Below are 16,428 nucleotides of genomic sequence, written 5' to 3' on the forward strand. Positions count from 1 at the left end.
CACGGGGCCATTAGCGATTTAAACGGGCCTTTATGGCCCGGGCCTGTTTTAATCAGGCCTGTTCACATCCAGCGTCATTGGAGTTTTGACATGGAAATCACCGGTAGCTCCGCCTACTACGCGGGCCTCAGCGCCATCCAGAGCGGGCAGAACCGCGTCGACCAGGCGGCCAGCCAGATCGCCAGCAACACTGTCGAACGCGCCGCCACCAGCCAGTCCAGCGATTTTCAGGCCGAGCGCCTGCGTGCGGTTGACCGCAGCCAGCAGATGGACCTTGCCACCAGCACTGTACAGCTGGCGCTGGGCAAAACCGAGGTCGAACTGGGCGCGAAAGTCGCCAAGGCTTCCGACGAAATGCTCGGTCGGTTCATCGATACCTACGCCTGAAGGCGCGGCACTTTCACAAACCTGCGCAGTGCTCTGTGGAAGCGGGCCTGCCTGCGGATGCGTTTGATCAGGCTAGATTTTTTGCCTGAGCCGACGCCTTCGTGGGCAGGCCCGCTGCCATTGTCGTGGGCGTCTTTTCAAGCGATGGCATAAACGCCATGTTTCGCGGCATAAATGGCACCATAGTCCCTCCTTGACATCGGTCAGTCCTAAACGTAAGTTTCAAACAACTGTTTGACCGAAAGCCGGCAAGAGCTGGTCGGTATCAGCGGTCTCCCTACCGGACTCATCACAGAGGTTCATCGCAATGCCTGATTACAAAGCCCCCTTGCGTGATATTCGCTTCGTTCGCGACGAGCTGCTTGGCTATGAGGCGCACTATCAGAGCCTGCCGGGTTGCCAGGACGCAACGCCCGACATGGTCGACGCGATCCTCGAAGAAGGCGCGAAATTCTGTGAGCAGGTGCTGGCCCCGCTGAACCGTGTCGGTGACCTGGAAGGCTGCACCTGGAGCGAGTCCGGCGTGAAGACCCCGACCGGTTTCAAGCAGGCCTACGAGCAGTTCGTCGAAGGCGGCTGGCCAAGCCTTGCCCATGATGTCGCCCATGGCGGCCAGGGCCTGCCGGAGTCGCTGGGCCTGGCGTTGAGCGAGATGGTGGGTGAGTCGAACTGGTCGTGGGGCATGTACCCGGGCCTGTCCCATGGTGCGATGAACACCATTTCTGCGCACGGTACTGTAGAGCAGCAGGAAACCTACCTGACCAAACTGGTATCGGGCGAATGGACAGGCACCATGTGCCTGACCGAACCGCACTGCGGCACCGACCTGGGCATGCTGCGCACCAAGGCCGAGCCGCAAGCTGACGGCTCCTACAGCATTTCCGGCACCAAGATCTTCATTTCTGCCGGCGAACACGACATGGCCGATAACATCGTCCACATCGTGCTGGCCCGCCTGCCGGATGCCCCAGCCGGCACCAAAGGTATCTCGCTGTTCATCGTGCCGAAGTTCCTGCCCAACGCCGAAGGCGGCGTGGGTGAGCGCAACGGCGTGAGCTGCGGCTCGCTCGAGCACAAGATGGGCATCCACGGCAACGCTACCTGCGTGATGAACTTCGACAGCGCCACCGGCTACCTGATCGGCCCAGCCAACAAGGGCCTGAACTGCATGTTCACGTTCATGAACACCGCCCGCCTGGGCACCGCGCTGCAGGGCCTGGCACATGCCGAGGTGGCCTTCCAGGGTGGCCTGAAGTACGCCCGTGACCGCCTGCAGATGCGTTCGCTGACCGGCCCCAAAGCGCCTGACAAGGCTGCTGACCCGATCATCGTGCACCCGGACGTTCGCCGCATGCTGCTGACCATGAAGGCCTTCGCCGAAGGCAACCGCGCCATGGTCTACTTCACCGCCAAGCAGGTGGACATCGTCAAATACAGCCAGGACGAGGAAGAGCGCAAGAAGGCCGACGCCCTGCTGGCCTTCCTGACCCCGATCGCCAAGGCCTTCATGACCGAAGTCGGCTTCGAGGCGGCCAACCACGGCGTGCAGATCTACGGCGGCCACGGCTTCATCGCCGAGTGGGGCATGGAGCAGAACGTGCGCGACAGCCGTATCTCCATGTTGTACGAGGGCACTACCGGCATTCAGGCCCTCGACCTGCTGGGCCGCAAAGTGCTGATGACCCAGGGCGAAGCGCTCAAGGGCTTCACCAAGATCGTGCACAAGTTCTGCCAGGCGCAGGAAGGCAATGAGGCGGTCAGCGAGTTCGTCGAGCCGCTGGCTGCGATCAACAAGGAATGGGGCGAACTGACCATGAAAGTGGGCATGGCCGCCATGAAGGACCGCGAAGAAGTAGGCGCTGCATCGGTGGATTACCTGATGTACTCCGGTTATGCGTGCCTGGCGTACTTCTGGGCCGACATGGCACGCCTGGCTGCCGAGAAGCTGGCTGCCGGCACTTCGGAAGAAGCTTTCTACACCGCCAAGCTGCAGACGGCGCGCTTCTACTTCCAGCGTATCCTGCCGCGTACCCGCACGCATGTGGCGACCATGCTGTCCGGTGCCAGCAACCTGATGGCGATGGACGAAGAGCACTTCGGCCTGTCCTACTAAGCCGCAAGGCGTCACTGAAACCCGCTTGCCTTCACCGGCAGGCGGGTTTTCGTATTTTTGGGGCCGCTGCGGCCCAAGATCCGGTTACAAGAAAAGCTCAAGCCCTCCGCCCCTACTGCCGTTAACCCCCCGTGCATTCATCTATTCATGTGCGCTGCCGATGAAGTAAAGGCACAATGCCATTATTGATCTGCCGGGTCGGAGATTACCCTTGTTTCGTTTAAACGCTGTACGCGCAAGCCACTTCCTGCCTTCGCTGTTCCTCTTGCTGGCAGGGCTTGCGGCGGCATACGTGAGAGACCTCAGCGTCTTCTTCACATCACTGTTCAATGTCCTGCCCACCTTGGTCCTGCTGCTGGGTGGCGCCTACTGCGCGGTCTACCGTCGCCAGCGTGAGCTGTTCTTGATGGTCACGGTGTACATCGCCTACTTTCTGCTCGATACCCAGACCGACTACTACCGTGACCATGGGCGTGTGCGCGAGGACGCAGCGGTGATTTTCCATCTGGTGTGCCTGCTGCTGCCTGCATTGTTCGGGCTATTTGGCGCCTGGCAGGAGCGCACCCACCTGGCCCAGGACCTGCTTGCGCGGTTTGCTGTGCTGTTCGCTGTGGGTAGCGTGGCAGTGGCACTGGAGCAAAGTTTTCCCCAGGCACTGCTGGGCTGGTTGGCTGAAATCCGTTGGCCGTCGCTGCATGGGCAGTGGATGAGCCTGATCCAGATGGTCTACCCGTTGTTCATCGGTGTCTTCATGCTGCTGGTGGTGCAGTACCTGCGTGAGCCAAGGCCCTTGCATGCGGCCCAGATCATCGGGCTGATCGGTATCTTCTGGATGCTGCCCAAGACGTTCATCCTGCCGTTCACGCTGAACATCATGTGCAGCCAGGTGATGCTGATGATCGCTGCGGCGGTCTCCCACGAGGCCTATCAGATGGCCTTCCGTGACGAGCTGACCGGCCTGCCTGGGCGGCGCGCGCTGAACGAACGCATGCAGCGCCTGGGGCGCAACTACGTGATTGCCATGACCGACGTCGATCACTTCAAGAAATTCAACGACACCCATGGCCACGATGTCGGTGACCAGGTATTGCGCCTGGTCGCCAGCCGGCTGTCGAAGGTCACCGGTGGTGGGCGCGCCTACCGCTACGGTGGCGAGGAGTTTGCCCTGGTCTTCGCCGGCAAGACCGCCGAGGAATGCGTGCCGCATGTGGAAGCCGTGCGCGAGATGATCGCCAACTACACGATGCAACTGCGTGACCAGAACAACCGGCCACAGGACGATTCCGCCGGGCGCCAGCGCCGCAGCGGCAGTGGTGCTGGCACGGTATCGGTGACCATCAGTATCGGCGTCGCTGAGCGCCTTATCGAACACCGCAACCCCGAAGAAGTGCTCAAGTCAGCCGACCAGGCGCTTTACAGCGCCAAAGGTGCCGGCCGTAACTGTGTCATGGTTTACGGCCAACAATCACGGCGCGGAGCCGTTCGCACTGCGTGACCATTATTGACTATATGGTCGCGTGATGACCCTATGTCTCGCAAAAGTTGTTCGGTTACACTGGAATCAACCCCGTGCTGCGGTCCTTCGAGACCGCCCCGACCCCACCAGCGAGAGGTTGTCATGGCTGAATATAAAGCGCCGCTGCGCGACATGCGCTTCGTTCTGAATGAAGTCTTCAACGTGGCAGAGCTGTGGGCGCAATTGCCTGAGCTGGCCGAAACGGTCGATGCGCAAACCGCACTTGCCGTGCTGGAAGAAGCAGGCAAGGTCACCAGCAAGTCCATCGCCCCGCTCAGCCGCGCAGCTGACGAAGAGGGCTGTCACTGGGAAAACGGTGCGGTAAGCACCCCGGCTGGCTTCATCGAGGCCTACAACACTTACGCCGAGGGCGGCTGGGTGGGTGTGGGCGGCGATCCCCAGTACGGTGGCATGGGCATGCCCAAGGCGATTTCGGCCCAGGTTGAAGAAATGGTCAACGCGTCGAGCCTGGCGTTCGGCCTGTACCCGATGCTGACTGCGGGTGCCTGCCTGTCGATCAACGCCCACGCCAGCGAAGCGCTCAGGGAAAAGTACCTGCCGAACATGTATTCCGGCGTGTGGGCAGGTTCCATGTGCCTGACCGAGCCGCATGCCGGTACCGACCTTGGCATCATCCGGACCAAGGCCGAGCCCCAGGCCGATGGCAGCTACAAGGTCAGCGGCACCAAGATTTTCATCACTGGCGGCGAACACGACCTGACCGAAAACATCATCCACCTGGTGCTGGCCAAGCTGCCGGACGCACCGGCCGGGCCAAAGGGCATCTCGCTGTTCCTGGTGCCCAAGTTCCTGGTCAACGATGACGGCAGCCTTGGGGCACGTAACCCGGCTACCTGTGGCTCGATCGAGCACAAGATGGGTATCCAGGCTTCGGCAACGTGTGTGATGAACTTCGATGAAGCTGTAGGTTACATCGTTGGCGAGCCGAACAAGGGCCTGGCGGCGATGTTCACCATGATGAACTACGAGCGCCTGGGGGTGGGCATTCAGGGGTTGGCCACGGCCGAACGCTCCTACCAGAATGCCGTCGAGTATGCCCGCGACCGTTTGCAGAGCCGTGCGCCCACCGGCCCGCAGGCCAAGGAAAAGGCGGCCGACCCGATCATCGTCCACCCGGATGTGCGCCGCATGCTGCTGACCATGAAAGCGCTGATCGAAGGTGGCCGCGCCTTCTCCACGTACGTGGCAATGCAGCTGGACAGCGCCAAGTACAGCGAAGAGCCGGGTACGCGCAAACGCAGTGAAGAACTGGTGGCGCTGTTGACGCCGGTAGCCAAGGCCTTCCTCACCGACCTGGGCCTTGAGTGTGCGGTGCATGGCCAGCAGGTGTTCGGTGGCCATGGCTACATTCGCGAGTGGGGCCAGGAGCAACTGGTACGCGATGTGCGCATTACCCAGATCTATGAAGGCACCAACGGTATTCAGGCCCTGGACCTGATGGGCCGCAAGGTGGTGGCCAGTGGTGGTGCCTACTACAAGCTGTTCTCTGAGGAGATTCGCCAGTTCATTGCCAGCGCGGGTGGCGACCTGGATGAGTTCGCCAAGCCGCTGGGTGCCTACCTCGATCAACTCGACGGTCTTACCGAGTGGGTACTGGAGCAGGCCAAGGGCAACCCGAATGAGATTGGTGCTGCGTCGGTCGAGTACCTGCATGCCTTTGGCTATGTCGCCTATGCCTACATGTGGGCGTTGATGGCGCGGGCGGCCAAGGCGGGCGAGGGCGATGAGGCGTTCTACTCGGCCAAGCTGGGGACGGCGCGGTTCTACTTCGCCAGGCTGCTGCCGCGGGTGGATTCGCTGGTGGCTTCGGTCAAGGCGGGGAGCGAGTCGTTGTACTTGCTGGATGCCGAGCAGTTCTGACGACTGGGATACACGCCCGCCGTTTGTTGATGAACGTTGTTTGTAAGCATTTTCCTACATCACGCGGTGACTTTTCGCCACTGGTGTCAGATTGGATCCACGGCTAATCTTGCTACATGGACGTTGCGCAGGAAGCGCAAAGGACAGAACAGGGACAAACGAAGGATTTCCTGCCAGGACGGTGGGGCGATAGGGATGTCACAGGGAAAAAGTCTGGGAAAACCCCGCTTCGGCGGGGTTTTCTTTGCGCGCGTGTATTTCAGCCAAGCACATCCAGGGGTGAAGCCCCCAGTTGCCGTGCGTCGGCTTCTTCCTCGAGCAGCGTGCGCAGCAACTCAACCGATGCCTGCTGGCGCTGGGCATCGCGAAATACCAGGCCAACCTTCAACGGCACCCGCGGCTCGCTCAATGGTTTCCACAGCAACCCTTGGTCATCGTCGGCAGCCTCCTTGGCGCGGCCAGGCAGGATAGTGGCCAGTGCGGTGTGGGCCAGGCTGTCGAGAATGCCGCCCATGTTGTTCATCTCCGCCTGAACCTGCGGCCTGCGCCCCAGGCTGGCCAACTGTTGCTTCCAGATCTGGCGGATCTGGAATTCCTCGCCAAGCATCAGCATCGGCAGTTCTGCAGCTTGTCTGATAGAGACTTTCTTGAAGTCCTTCAACGGATGGGTATCAGGGATCACCAGCTGCAGTTCATCTTCGTACAGTAGCAAGCCGTGTAGCCCAGGTTGGCGTGGCGGCAGGTAGCTGATACCGATATCCAGGTTGCCGTTGAGTAGGCGTCGTTCGATTTCCAGCCCCGACAGCTCATAGATCTGTACCACAAGATGCGGTTGGGCCTTGCGCAACCGCTCAAGCAACTGCGGCACCAGGCTCGGCCGAACCGTCTGTAGTACGCCGATGGCCAGCGTGCGCAAGGACTGGCCCTTGAAGTTGCGCATCGCTTCGTGGGCGCGCTGCAGCCCATCGAGCAGAGGCAGGGCGTGGTTGTACAGGGTGTGGGCCGCCAAGGTCGGCAGCAGGCGCTTGTTGCTGCGCTCGAACAGGCTCAGGTCAAGGCTGTGCTCAAGCTGGCGGATCTGCTGCGAGAGGGCCGGCTGAGACAGTGACAGGCGTTCAGCAGCGCGGCCGACATGGCCTTCTTCATACACCGCGACGAAATAACGCAGTTGGCGAAAATCCATAAGTATTACTTATCGAAAAAGCTGAAAAAACGGAATGGCCGCAAGCGCCGCCGAGGCCTAGTCTATCGCCGTATTCCAGCGGGTTACAGCGATCAATTCGCGCATTGTTACCCCGTTTGAGAAACACTTTTGATAGGAAAGGCAAAATTATCAAGCGCCGGCGCCAAGACCGGACGTTGCCCTTTGCCGTGACTGGCCGGAGCCCCCGATGAACCTGTTCAACCTGCGCCGATCGGCCCCCGCCGCAGCTGTCGTGCCCAAGCGTGCGCCGGTAAGCGTGCCAGACGCATCGGCGTTGTCCCGCGAGCGCCTGATGCCCGGCGCCGAACGTGCGCCACAAGTGTTCGTGCGTGGCCAAGGCTCCTGGTTGTGGGACAACCAAGGGCATGCTTACCTGGATTTTACCCAGGGCGGCGCGGTAAACAGCCTGGGCCACAGCCCCAGCGTGTTGGTCAAGGCGCTGGGCAATCAGGCCCAGGCGTTGATCAACCCAGGGGCCGGTTTCCATAGCCGTGGTTTGCTGACGCTGGCCAACCGCTTGTGCCAGAGCACCGGTAGCGATCAGGCGTACCTGCTCAACAGTGGCGCCGAGGCCTGCGAGGGGGCGATCAAGCTGGCGCGCAAATGGGGCCAGCTGCACCGCAACGGCGCTTATCACATCATCACTGCCAGCCAGGGCTGCCATGGCCGCAGCCTGGGGGCCCTGTCGGCATCCGATCCGCTGCCGTGCAACCGCTGTGAACCCGGCCTGCCGGGTTTCAGCAAAGTGCCATTCAACGACCTGGCGGCGCTGCATGCAGAAGTCGACTCGCGAACTGTGGCAATCATGCTCGAGCCGGTCCAGGGCGAGGCAGGCGTGATTCCCGCGACAAGGGAATACCTCAAAGGCGTCGAGCGGTTGTGCCGTGAGCTGGGCATCCTGCTGATCCTTGACGAGGTGCAGACCGGCATTGGCCGCTGCGGAGCATTGCTGGCCGAGGAAACCTACGGGGTGCGCGCTGACATCATTACCTTGGGCAAAGGCCTGGGAGCCGGCGTGCCGCTGGCGGCCTTGCTTGCTCGTGGTACCGCTTGCTGCGCGGCCCCCGGCGAGCTGGAGGGCAGCCACCATGGTAATGCGCTGATGTGCGCTGCAGGCCTTGCGGTACTGGATACCGTACTGGAGCCGGGCTTTTTCGAGCATGTCCAGGACAGTGGCCGCCATCTGCGCGATGGCCTGAGCCGCCTGGCCGGCCGCTATGGCCAGGGCGAAGTACGCGGCCAAGGCCTGCTCTGGGCGCTTCAGCTACAGGAACACCTGGCCAAGGACCTGGTGCAGGCGGCCTTGCACGAGGGCCTGCTTTTGAATGCCCCGCAGGCCGATGTGGTGCGTTTTACACCGGCGTTGACGGTGAGCAAAGGCAACATCGATGAAATGCTCCTGCGCCTGGCCCGGGCCTTCGCCCGCCTGCACGCGCAGCAGCATGCCCGCCGTGAAGTCTCGGCCTGATACGAATTCTACGAACCGTCTGGCGTTTCTGCGCATCGCCCCTGGCCTGATTCATTTGGCCCGGGGCGTTTTTTTTGTGGGGGGCAGGCCCTTGGCAAGGTGCCTGAGCGCTGCAAAAAAACCACGGCATGCACCGGTGGAACCTCTGCGATGCCCAGCTAGTCTCTGTTTAGACCCTTTGAGGAGAAACTTGCATGGACATCATTCGCATCATCATCGCCATCATCCTGCCGCCGCTGGGTGTGTTTCTGCAGGTCGGGTTCGGCGGGGCGTTCTGGCTGAATATCCTGCTGACCTTGCTGGGGTACATTCCGGGTATCGTGCATGCGGTGTACATCATCGCCAAGCGCTGAATCTGCTGGGGCCGCAGGGCGGCCCCAGGTTTCACTGGGCCAGCACCCGACAATAGAACTTCCATTCCTCCTCGAGGGCATGTGCAAGGTTTTCGGCCTTTCGAAAACCATGCCGTTCGCCCGCGTAGAAGTGCCCCTCGGCCTCGATGCCATTGGCCTTCAACGCCTCAAGCATCGAGCGCGTCTGCTCCGGCACCACCACAGCATCCAGTTCACCCTGAAAGAAAATCACCGGTACATTGATCTGCTCGGCATGCAACAGTGGGGTGCGTTGGCGATAGCGCTCGGCATCCTGTTGCGGGTCACCGATCAGCCAGTCGAGGTAATCGCCTTCGAACTTGTGCGTGGCGCGGCCCAGCGCAACCGGGTCACTTACCCCGTAGAGGCTGGCACCGGCACGGAATACGTCATGGAACGCCAGGGCGCACAGGGTGGTATAACCGCCGGCACTGCCACCACGTATGAAGGCTTTGCGGTGGTCGATCAAACCGCGTTCGGCCAGGTGTTCGACTGCCGCGCAGGCATCCTGTACATCGCTCTGGCCCCAGCGCAAGTGCAGGGCCTGGCGATATTCGCGACCATAACCAGTACTGCCCCGATAGTTCAGGTCGGCAACGGCGAAGCCACGCTGGGTCCAGTACTGAACCCGTGGGTCCAGCACCGGATAGCAGGCTGAGGTTGGCCCACCATGAATGAACACCACCAGCGGGGAAGGCCCTTTGGCGCCGGCTGCCGGGTAAAAGAAACCATGGGCAACCTCGCCGCCACTGTCGTAGAGGATGGATTGCGGCTGGCTGATGCAATCGGCTGGCAGTAACTCGGCGCCGCCTGCCAGAACCCGTACTTCGTGGCTTGCCCGGTCAATGGCAATGACGGCTGGCGGGCTGATCGGCGAGGCAGCGATTGCGTAGAGATGCCCGGCGTCGATGGCCAGGCTACGAAAACGGCTATAGGCACTGGCGAAACGCTCCATCTGGCCGTCGACGGTGCGTAGCCCGAGTTGCCCGACGCCACCTTCGAACCAGCTGGCCAGGTAGCTTTGTGGTCCGATTGCCAGCCAGGTGCTGTTGCCCAGTTGCCAGGGTGCGGCAGCGTGGTCTGCCGGCTCGGCGGGCAAGGCTTGCCATAGCCCGCCCAACTCGCCCCAGGGCTGCCAGAAACCATTACGGTCGGACAGGCAGTACAAGCGCCCTTGCGCGTCGAAGCGAGGTTGCTGGAGGGACTCGTCATTCGCCGCGATGCAGCGCGCCGCGCCCCAGCTACCGTCACTTTGCCGTTCGCGACACATCAGCCGTGTGACTGTCCATGGCTGCGCCGGCCGGTCCCATTCGATCCAGGCCAGGCGTGTGCCATCGGCGCTGATCGTGGGGGATGCATAGAAATCAGCGCCTGCGCCGAGCACTTCAACGGCGGCCTCACCCAATGCCACCAGGCGATGTTCCACACTCTCGCCATGGCACTCCTCGACCGCCAGCACTTGGCCGTCGTGCCATTGCAGGTCGCCGTAACGGCATTGGGCATTCTGGGTCAGCGCATGCGGTGGCGCGCCATCAAGTCCCTGGTGATAGATCTGCTGGTCCTTCTCGTTGACGAACACCACTGCGTCATCGCTCAGGCAGAAACTGCCTCCACCGTATTCATAGACCCGGCTGCGCACGCTGAAGCCGTCAGGCGTGAGGCAGCGTGCCTGCTGGTCACGCCAGCACCAGATGCGGCAAGCACCGTCGGCCGGGCGAAATTCATTCCAGAACAGGCCTTTGGGGCTGGCTTTGAGTTCGGCGAAATCGGTGCCGGCGGCGACGGCCTGCGCGGCACTGAATTCACCCGCGGGCAATGACACGTGAGTTGCGCTCATTACGGAAGGTCATCTGTTCAATGGCGAGGTCGGCCGTTTCTGCCTCCTCGCGGGCCTTGAGGATGATGCCGTGGTCGCTCGACTTGGCGCACACCGGGTCGGCGTTGCTGGCATCGCCGGTGAGCATGAAGGCCTGGCAGCGGCAGCCGCCGAAGTCCTTTTCTTTCTCGTCGCACGAGCGGCAGGGCTCGGGCATCCAGTCATAACCACGGAAACGGTTGAAGCCGAACGAGTCGTACCAGATGTGCTTGAGGTCGTGATCGCGGACATTCGGGAACTGCACCGGCAGCTGACGTGCGCCATGGCAAGGCAGGGCAGTGCCGTCCGGCGTGATGGTCAAAAACAGGCTGCCCCAGCCATTCATGCAAGCCTTGGGGCGCTCTTCGTAGTAGTCCGGCGTGACGAAGATCAGCTTGCACGGGTTGCCTTCGGCCTTGAGCTTTGCACGGTACTCGTTGGTGATGCGTTCAGCGCGCTCAAGCTGCTCACGGGTCGGCAGCAGGCCCAGGCGGTTGAGGTGCGCCCAGCCATAGAACTGGCAGGTTGCAAGTTCGACGAAGTCGGCTTCCAGCGCTACGCACAGCTCGATGATGCGGTCGATCTTGTCGATGTTGTGCCGGTGGGTGACGAAGTTGAGCACCATCGGATAGCCATGGGCTTTCACTGCCCGGGCCATCTCCAGCTTCTGTGCGAAGGCCTTTTTCGACCCCGCCAGCAGGTTGTTCACCTGCTCGTCGCTGGCCTGGAAACTGATCTGGATGTGGTCCAGGCCGGCTTCCTTGAAGTTGGCGATACGTGCCTCGGTCAGGCCGATGCCGGAGGTGATCAGGTTGGTGTAGTAACCCAACCGGCGCGCTTCGCCGATCAGCTCGGCGAGGTCCTGGCGCACCAGCGGCTCACCGCCGGAAAAGCCGATCTGCGCGGCACCCATTTCACGGGCCTCGGCCATCACCTTGAACCACTGCGCGGTCGACAGCTCCTTGCCCTGTTCGGCGAAGTCGAGGGGGTTGGAGCAGTACGGGCACTGCAGCGGGCAGCGATAGGTCAGTTCGGCCAGCAGCCACAGCGGCAGGCCGACCGGTACCTCAGGCGAGTGTGATCCAGTGTTCGCCACGGGCCACCTCCATGAATTGCTCGATGTCATCAGCGACTTCGGGCACACCAGGGAATTGCTGCTCGAGCTCGGTGATGATCGCGTTCACATCACGTTTGCCGTCGATCAGGCCGCCTATGAGGGAGGCGCTGTCGTTGAGCTTGATCATGCCCTCAGGGTAGAGCAGCACGTGGCCTTTCTGCGCCGGTTCGTACTGGAACCGGTAACCGGGGCGCCAGTTCGGCACTTGCTTGCGGTCGAAACTCATAGGGCAATCCCCTTGTGCCATACCCGTTGCTGGGTGACGGTGTGATACGGCGGGCGGTGCAGCTCGTAGGCCATGCTCATGGCGTCGAGCATGCTCCAGAGGATATCCAGCTTGAACTGCAGGATTTCCAGCATACGCTCCTGGCCCGCCCGGGTGGTGTAGTGCTGCAAGGTGATCGTCAGGCCGTGCTCGACATCGCGCCGGGCCTGGCCCAGGCGGGTGCGGAAGTACTCGTAGCCGGCAGGATCGATCCACGGGTAGTGTTGCGGCCAGCTGTCCAGCCGCGACTGGTGGATCTGTGGGGCGAACAGTTCGGTCAGCGAGCTGCTGGCCGCTTCCTGCCAGCTGGCACGGCGGGCGAAGTTCACGTAGGCATCGACGGCGAAGCGCACACCTGGCAGCACCAGCTCTTGGGAACGCAGCTGGTCCGGGTCGAGCCCCACGGCCTGGCCCAGGCGCAGCCAGGCTTCGATACCACCGTCTTCGCCCGGGGCTCCGTCGTGGTCGAGCAGGCGCTGGATCCACTCGCGGCGCACTTCGCGGTCCGGGCAGTTGGCCAGGATCGCGGCATCCTTCATCGGGATGTTCACCTGGTAGTAGAAGCGGTTGGCTACCCAGCCCTGGATCTGTTCGCGGGTAGCGCGCCCTTCGTACATCGCCACGTGATAGGGGTGATGAATGTGGTAGTAGGCGCCCTTGGCGCGCAGGGCCTGCTCGAATTCGGCAGGCGACAGTGGCAGTGCCTCGCTCATCGGGCCTCCTTACAACTCGATGCTCATGCCGTCGAAGGCGACTTCCACACCGCGGCGCTGGACCTCGGCGCGTTCGGGGGAGTCTTCGTCCAGAATCGGGTTGGTGTTGTTGATGTGGATAAGTACCTTGCGCTGGCGTGGGAAACCGTCCAGCACCTCGAGCATGCCGCCGGGGCCGTTCTGCGCCAGGTGACCCATTTCGCGGCCAGTGCGGGTGCCGACGCCGCGGCGCTGCATTTCATCATCCTCCCACAGCGTGCCGTCGACCAGCAGGCAGTCAGCGCCGTGCATCATTGCCAGCAGCTTGTCGTCGACCTGGCCCAGGCCGGGCGCGTAGAACAGCTTGCCGCCGGTGCGGGTGTCTTCCACCAGCAGCCCCAGGTTGTCGCCCGGATGTGGGTCGAAGCGGTGCGGGGAGTAAGGCGGTGCGGCGCTGCGCAGCGGGAACGGAGTGAACCTGAGGTTGGGGCAGGCCGGGATGACAAAGCTGCCCTCGAGCTCGATGCGGTTCCACTGCAGGCCACCGTTCCAGTGGCTGAGCATGTTGAACAGCGGGAAGCCGGTGGTGAGGTCCTGATGGACCATGTCGGTGCACCAGACCTGATGCGGGCAGCCTTCGCGCAGGCTGAGCAGGCCGGTGGTGTGGTCGATCTGGCTGTCGAGCAGGACGATGGCGTTGATGCCGGTGTCGCGCAGGGCACGGGCCGGCTGCATTGGCGCGAAGGCCTGCAGTTGGGCACGGATGTCGGGTGAGGCGTTGCACAGGATCCAGTGCACACCGTCGTCGGACAGGGCAATCGACGACTGGGTGCGTGCCGTGGCGCGCAGGCTGCCATCGCGATAGCCCTTGCAGTTGGCGCAGTTGCAGTTCCACTGCGGGAAGCCACCGCCGGCGGCGGAACCGAGAATCTGGATGTACATGGTTGCTCTCTATCCGAACTGTCCGAAGAACCGTAGCCGAAAAAACGACAACGCCCCGGCTGGCCGAGGCGTTGAAACGCAGGCAGTGCTTAGCGGCTTGCGAAGTACATGGTCACTTCGAAGCCGATACGCAGGTCAGTGTATGCAGGTTTGGTCCACATGGTTTTTGCTCCTTCCGGGTTAGGGTAGAGGGTTCAGCTATTTGTTTGGCGTCGCCTCGCGCCGAAGGTTCCGGCGGCTGAGATAGCGTTATCTTACAAGAAAATCTTGTACCGAAAGGTTAATTCTTCGAAAAGCGCCCTTGCGGTATACGTAACAATTGACCCCGGATCAGTGCCAGGCCCCCGCTGGCGCAGGCCCATTGGCCAGGCAGAGCAAGGGTGAATCGGCTGCGAGCAAGCGGCCCAGCAAATCGTCCAGATGCGCCTGTTGCGTCTTCAGGATAGCCACGCGTAACGCGGGCAGATCGTCGGGTAGTGTAGCCAAGTGTGTCTGCCATGCCCAATCGGCAAGCTCCGCGTTGGCCATGGCTGGCTCGTCGAACTGCGCCGCCAACCTTTGCCGTGCAGCAGCGTCGAGACATACACCTTGGCGCAGGAGGGTGAGCAGGTGACTGAGGATCTCGGCGTGGGTGGCACGGGGCGATTGCACGCCGAACAGCAGCCCGCCGATGCCCTCGACCTGACGAAAGGTACTGAATACGGCGTAACCCAGCTGCAATTCCACCCGTAGCCTTTGGTACACGGGCCCTTGCAGCAACTGGGCGAGAAGCCGGCCGCAGGCTTGCTGATGGTCAGGCACGGGGCAAAAAAGCAACAGTGCGGGTTCGCTGCCCGGCACCTTGGCGTGATGCCAGCGGCGGCCCTGCCAGTCGGGCGGAGGTACCGGCATGCCAAACTGCCCGGGGCAGCCTTGCAATGCGGCGCTCAGGGCTTGCAGGGCGGTTGCGTCGAAGCCCACCGCCAGGCCATGCCATCGGCTGTGCTGCCATGCATCGTCGAGTGCCTGTTGATTGAGCGCGCGGGTTGCTTCGGGCGTTGGTGCCGCGCCGGTGAGTGCACCTGGCAGTTGGTTGAGCAGGGCTCTGATCGGGATCAGCAAGGGGGGCTGTTGTGTCGCAGGCTCCCAGTCAGCGGGCGAACGCAAGCACGCCATCGCGAGTTCGACGGCCCTCGTGACCGCTGCGGGCAGGCCAGTGCAACGCAGCTGCCAATTTTCGCCTGCGGCACTGAACTGCAGTTGCAACGCGGCACGCTCGCACCGCGCCTGTAGCGGCTGCAGGGCGCGTTCGAGCACGGCGTGCAAGCCCTGGCGCAGGGCCGAAGGCACTTGCCAGCGCAGGTGAAATGCCCCGTATTGGCGTGCCGCCGGCAGTTGCTCACTGACCGTCAGCGCTGCAGGCAATTGAGGCGCCTGCGTGGGGGGCAAGCCGGTAAACAGCAAAGGCTCGGGTGCTGGCAGCTGCCATTGCCCATGCTTGCGCGATGGCAGGCCTTCGAGCAGTGCCTGAAGTGCGCAGAGTGCTTGTGCATCAAGTGCCGCCAATGGCTGGCCTGCGCTGTCACGGCGGGCCAACTCGAGGGGGCTGGCGTTGCGTTCGCGGCTCTGTTGCAGAAGGCCGAATTCGGCGTTCAGGTGCGCCGGGCCGGATTGCCGGATAAAGCCGAACCATCCGTGCAGCAGGGCGTGTACTTCCTCTGCACAGGCGTCTGCGCTGAGTTCGAGCTCGATGTGCCAGAGCATCTGCCCGGCGAAGGCGTACAGCATTTCTGCCTTGAAAGTTTGCAGCCAGCTGCGCTGGCGCAGTGCATCCAGCCAGGTGCCCGGCCTGCTGTCGCTCAAACCGGCAATCAGCAACTCCAATGCTCGTTCGCCACCAGGGGGCAGGTTTTCATGGGTGAATACCAGGGCTGTGTTCGTGTTCGACAGGGCAGGTGGCGGTGTTTGTGGCGTGCGTTCGCCGAAGGCAAACAAACCAGCGTAGTGCCTGCCAAGCTGTTCGAGCTCATCCAGCGGTTGCGGCCCACACAGGCTCAAGGTGATCTGGCCGCCGTGGTAGTAGCGTTGATGGAAATCTGTGAGGGCCCGCTGAAAGGCAGGATCCTGCAACGCCAAGGTATACCGGTTGCCTGCATGAAAACCGCCTAGCGGATGGCCAGCCGACACTGATTGCAGCAGGGCAAAATCCTTCTGGGCCTTAGGGTTGCGCGCCCAGGCGATGAATTCGGCATGGATCACTTCACGCTCGCGGCGCTGGCGTTCGCTACCCAGGTCGGGTTCGGCGAGCATCTGGCAAAGGCGCTCCAGCCCGCCGGCCAAGGCTGCGGGCGGGACTTCAAAGAAGAAATCGGTGGTGCGTTCGCGGGTGCTGGCGTTGACCTGCCCGCCGAGGGTCTGGACGTAGCGCATCAGGCCGTCATCCAAGGCGAATCGAGGAGTGCCGAGGAAGAACAGATGCTCGAGAAAGTGCGCGAGCCCAGGCCATTTTGCCGGGGCATCGTGGCTGCCCGCGTGGACCCTCAGCGCAGCAGCCGAGCGCTTGAGCCGCGGGGCATGGCGCAGGGTGAGCTGCAGGCCGTTGGCTAATACGAGGTGGCGAATGGCATCAGGCATGGGG

14 protein-coding genes are annotated in these 16,428 nt (G+C 62.4%); 6 read left to right on the forward strand and 8 right to left on the reverse strand.

The features are described from left to right. Positions 1-90: 90 nt before the first annotated feature. The 4 genes from EGJ09_RS19965 (at position 91) to EGJ09_RS19980 (ending at position 5,897) form a co-directional block, all read left to right on the forward strand. Positions 91-387 (forward strand): hypothetical protein, encoded by a 297-nt coding sequence (locus tag EGJ09_RS19965; protein ID WP_012316593.1) that lies wholly within the window; start codon positions 91-93, stop codon positions 385-387. A 307-nt stretch (positions 388-694) separates the two neighbouring features. Beyond that, positions 695-2,500 (forward strand): phenylacyl-CoA dehydrogenase, encoded by a 1,806-nt coding sequence (locus tag EGJ09_RS19970; protein WP_125924619.1) that lies wholly within the window; start codon positions 695-697, stop codon positions 2,498-2,500. A 211-nt stretch (positions 2,501-2,711) separates the two neighbouring features. Further along, positions 2,712-3,995 carry a GGDEF domain-containing protein gene (locus tag EGJ09_RS19975; protein ID WP_046787552.1) on the forward strand — a complete coding sequence of 428 codons (1,284 nt, stop codon included), beginning with the start codon at positions 2,712-2,714 and terminating at the stop codon, positions 3,993-3,995. A 123-nt stretch (positions 3,996-4,118) separates the two neighbouring features. Then, on the forward strand, positions 4,119-5,897 hold the full coding sequence (locus EGJ09_RS19980) for an acyl-CoA dehydrogenase C-terminal domain-containing protein (protein ID WP_046787553.1): 1,779 nt from the start codon (positions 4,119-4,121) through the stop codon (positions 5,895-5,897). Between the two features lie 259 nt (positions 5,898-6,156). Here the strand turns inward: EGJ09_RS19980 and EGJ09_RS19985 are convergent, their stop codons facing one another. Beyond that, positions 6,157-7,080 (reverse strand): LysR family transcriptional regulator, encoded by a 924-nt coding sequence (locus EGJ09_RS19985; RefSeq protein WP_046787554.1) that lies wholly within the window; start codon positions 7,078-7,080, stop codon positions 6,157-6,159. A 208-nt stretch (positions 7,081-7,288) separates the two neighbouring features. On the opposite strand from EGJ09_RS19985, the gene EGJ09_RS19990 reads away from it, so the two are divergent. Together EGJ09_RS19990 and EGJ09_RS19995 are read left to right on the forward strand one after the other, a co-directional pair. Further along, positions 7,289-8,569: an aspartate aminotransferase family protein gene (locus tag EGJ09_RS19990; RefSeq protein ID WP_115273048.1), complete on the forward strand. Its 1,281-nt coding sequence runs from the start codon at positions 7,289-7,291 to the stop codon at positions 8,567-8,569. Between the two features lie 194 nt (positions 8,570-8,763). After that, positions 8,764-8,922: a YqaE/Pmp3 family membrane protein gene (locus EGJ09_RS19995; protein WP_012316587.1), complete on the forward strand. Its 159-nt coding sequence runs from the start codon at positions 8,764-8,766 to the stop codon at positions 8,920-8,922. Positions 8,923-8,953: 31 nt separating this feature from the next. Here EGJ09_RS19995 and EGJ09_RS20000 read toward each other — a convergent pair whose 3' ends face one another. The 7 genes from EGJ09_RS20000 to pqqF form a co-directional block, all read right to left on the reverse strand. Next, complete coding sequence (locus EGJ09_RS20000; protein WP_125924620.1) at positions 8,954-10,777, reverse strand: S9 family peptidase; 1,824 nt, start codon at positions 10,775-10,777, stop codon at positions 8,954-8,956. Further along, entirely contained in the window at positions 10,743-11,891 is a 1,149-nt protein-coding gene (gene pqqE / locus EGJ09_RS20005) for a pyrroloquinoline quinone biosynthesis protein PqqE (protein WP_115273046.1), read from the reverse strand. The genes EGJ09_RS20000 and pqqE overlap by 35 nt, the downstream gene beginning before the upstream one ends. Further along, positions 11,863-12,138: a pyrroloquinoline quinone biosynthesis peptide chaperone PqqD gene (gene pqqD / locus EGJ09_RS20010; RefSeq protein ID WP_012316584.1), complete on the reverse strand. Its 276-nt coding sequence runs from the start codon at positions 12,136-12,138 to the stop codon at positions 11,863-11,865. The genes pqqE and pqqD overlap by 29 nt, the downstream gene beginning before the upstream one ends. After that, positions 12,135-12,890, reverse strand: a complete 756-nt coding sequence (gene pqqC / locus EGJ09_RS20015; protein WP_046787558.1) for a pyrroloquinoline-quinone synthase PqqC — start codon at positions 12,888-12,890, stop codon at positions 12,135-12,137. Before pqqC ends, pqqD begins: the two co-directional genes overlap by 4 nt. 9 nt (positions 12,891-12,899) lie before the next feature. Then, complete coding sequence (pqqB, locus tag EGJ09_RS20020) at positions 12,900-13,811, reverse strand: pyrroloquinoline quinone biosynthesis protein PqqB (protein WP_046787559.1); 912 nt, start codon at positions 13,809-13,811, stop codon at positions 12,900-12,902. Positions 13,812-13,900: 89 nt separating this feature from the next. Further along, positions 13,901-13,972, reverse strand: coding sequence for a pyrroloquinoline quinone precursor peptide PqqA (pqqA, locus tag EGJ09_RS20025; RefSeq protein WP_008365141.1), 72 nt, complete (start codon positions 13,970-13,972; stop codon positions 13,901-13,903). Positions 13,973-14,141: 169 nt separating this feature from the next. After that, positions 14,142-16,424 (reverse strand): pyrroloquinoline quinone biosynthesis protein PqqF, encoded by a 2,283-nt coding sequence (gene pqqF / locus EGJ09_RS20030; RefSeq protein ID WP_125924621.1) that lies wholly within the window; start codon positions 16,422-16,424, stop codon positions 14,142-14,144. Positions 16,425-16,428: the final 4 nt, after the last annotated feature.

Source organism: Pseudomonas sp. p106, from assembly GCF_003936645.1.
Taxonomy (GTDB): domain Bacteria; phylum Pseudomonadota; class Gammaproteobacteria; order Pseudomonadales; family Pseudomonadaceae; genus Aquipseudomonas; species Aquipseudomonas putida_E.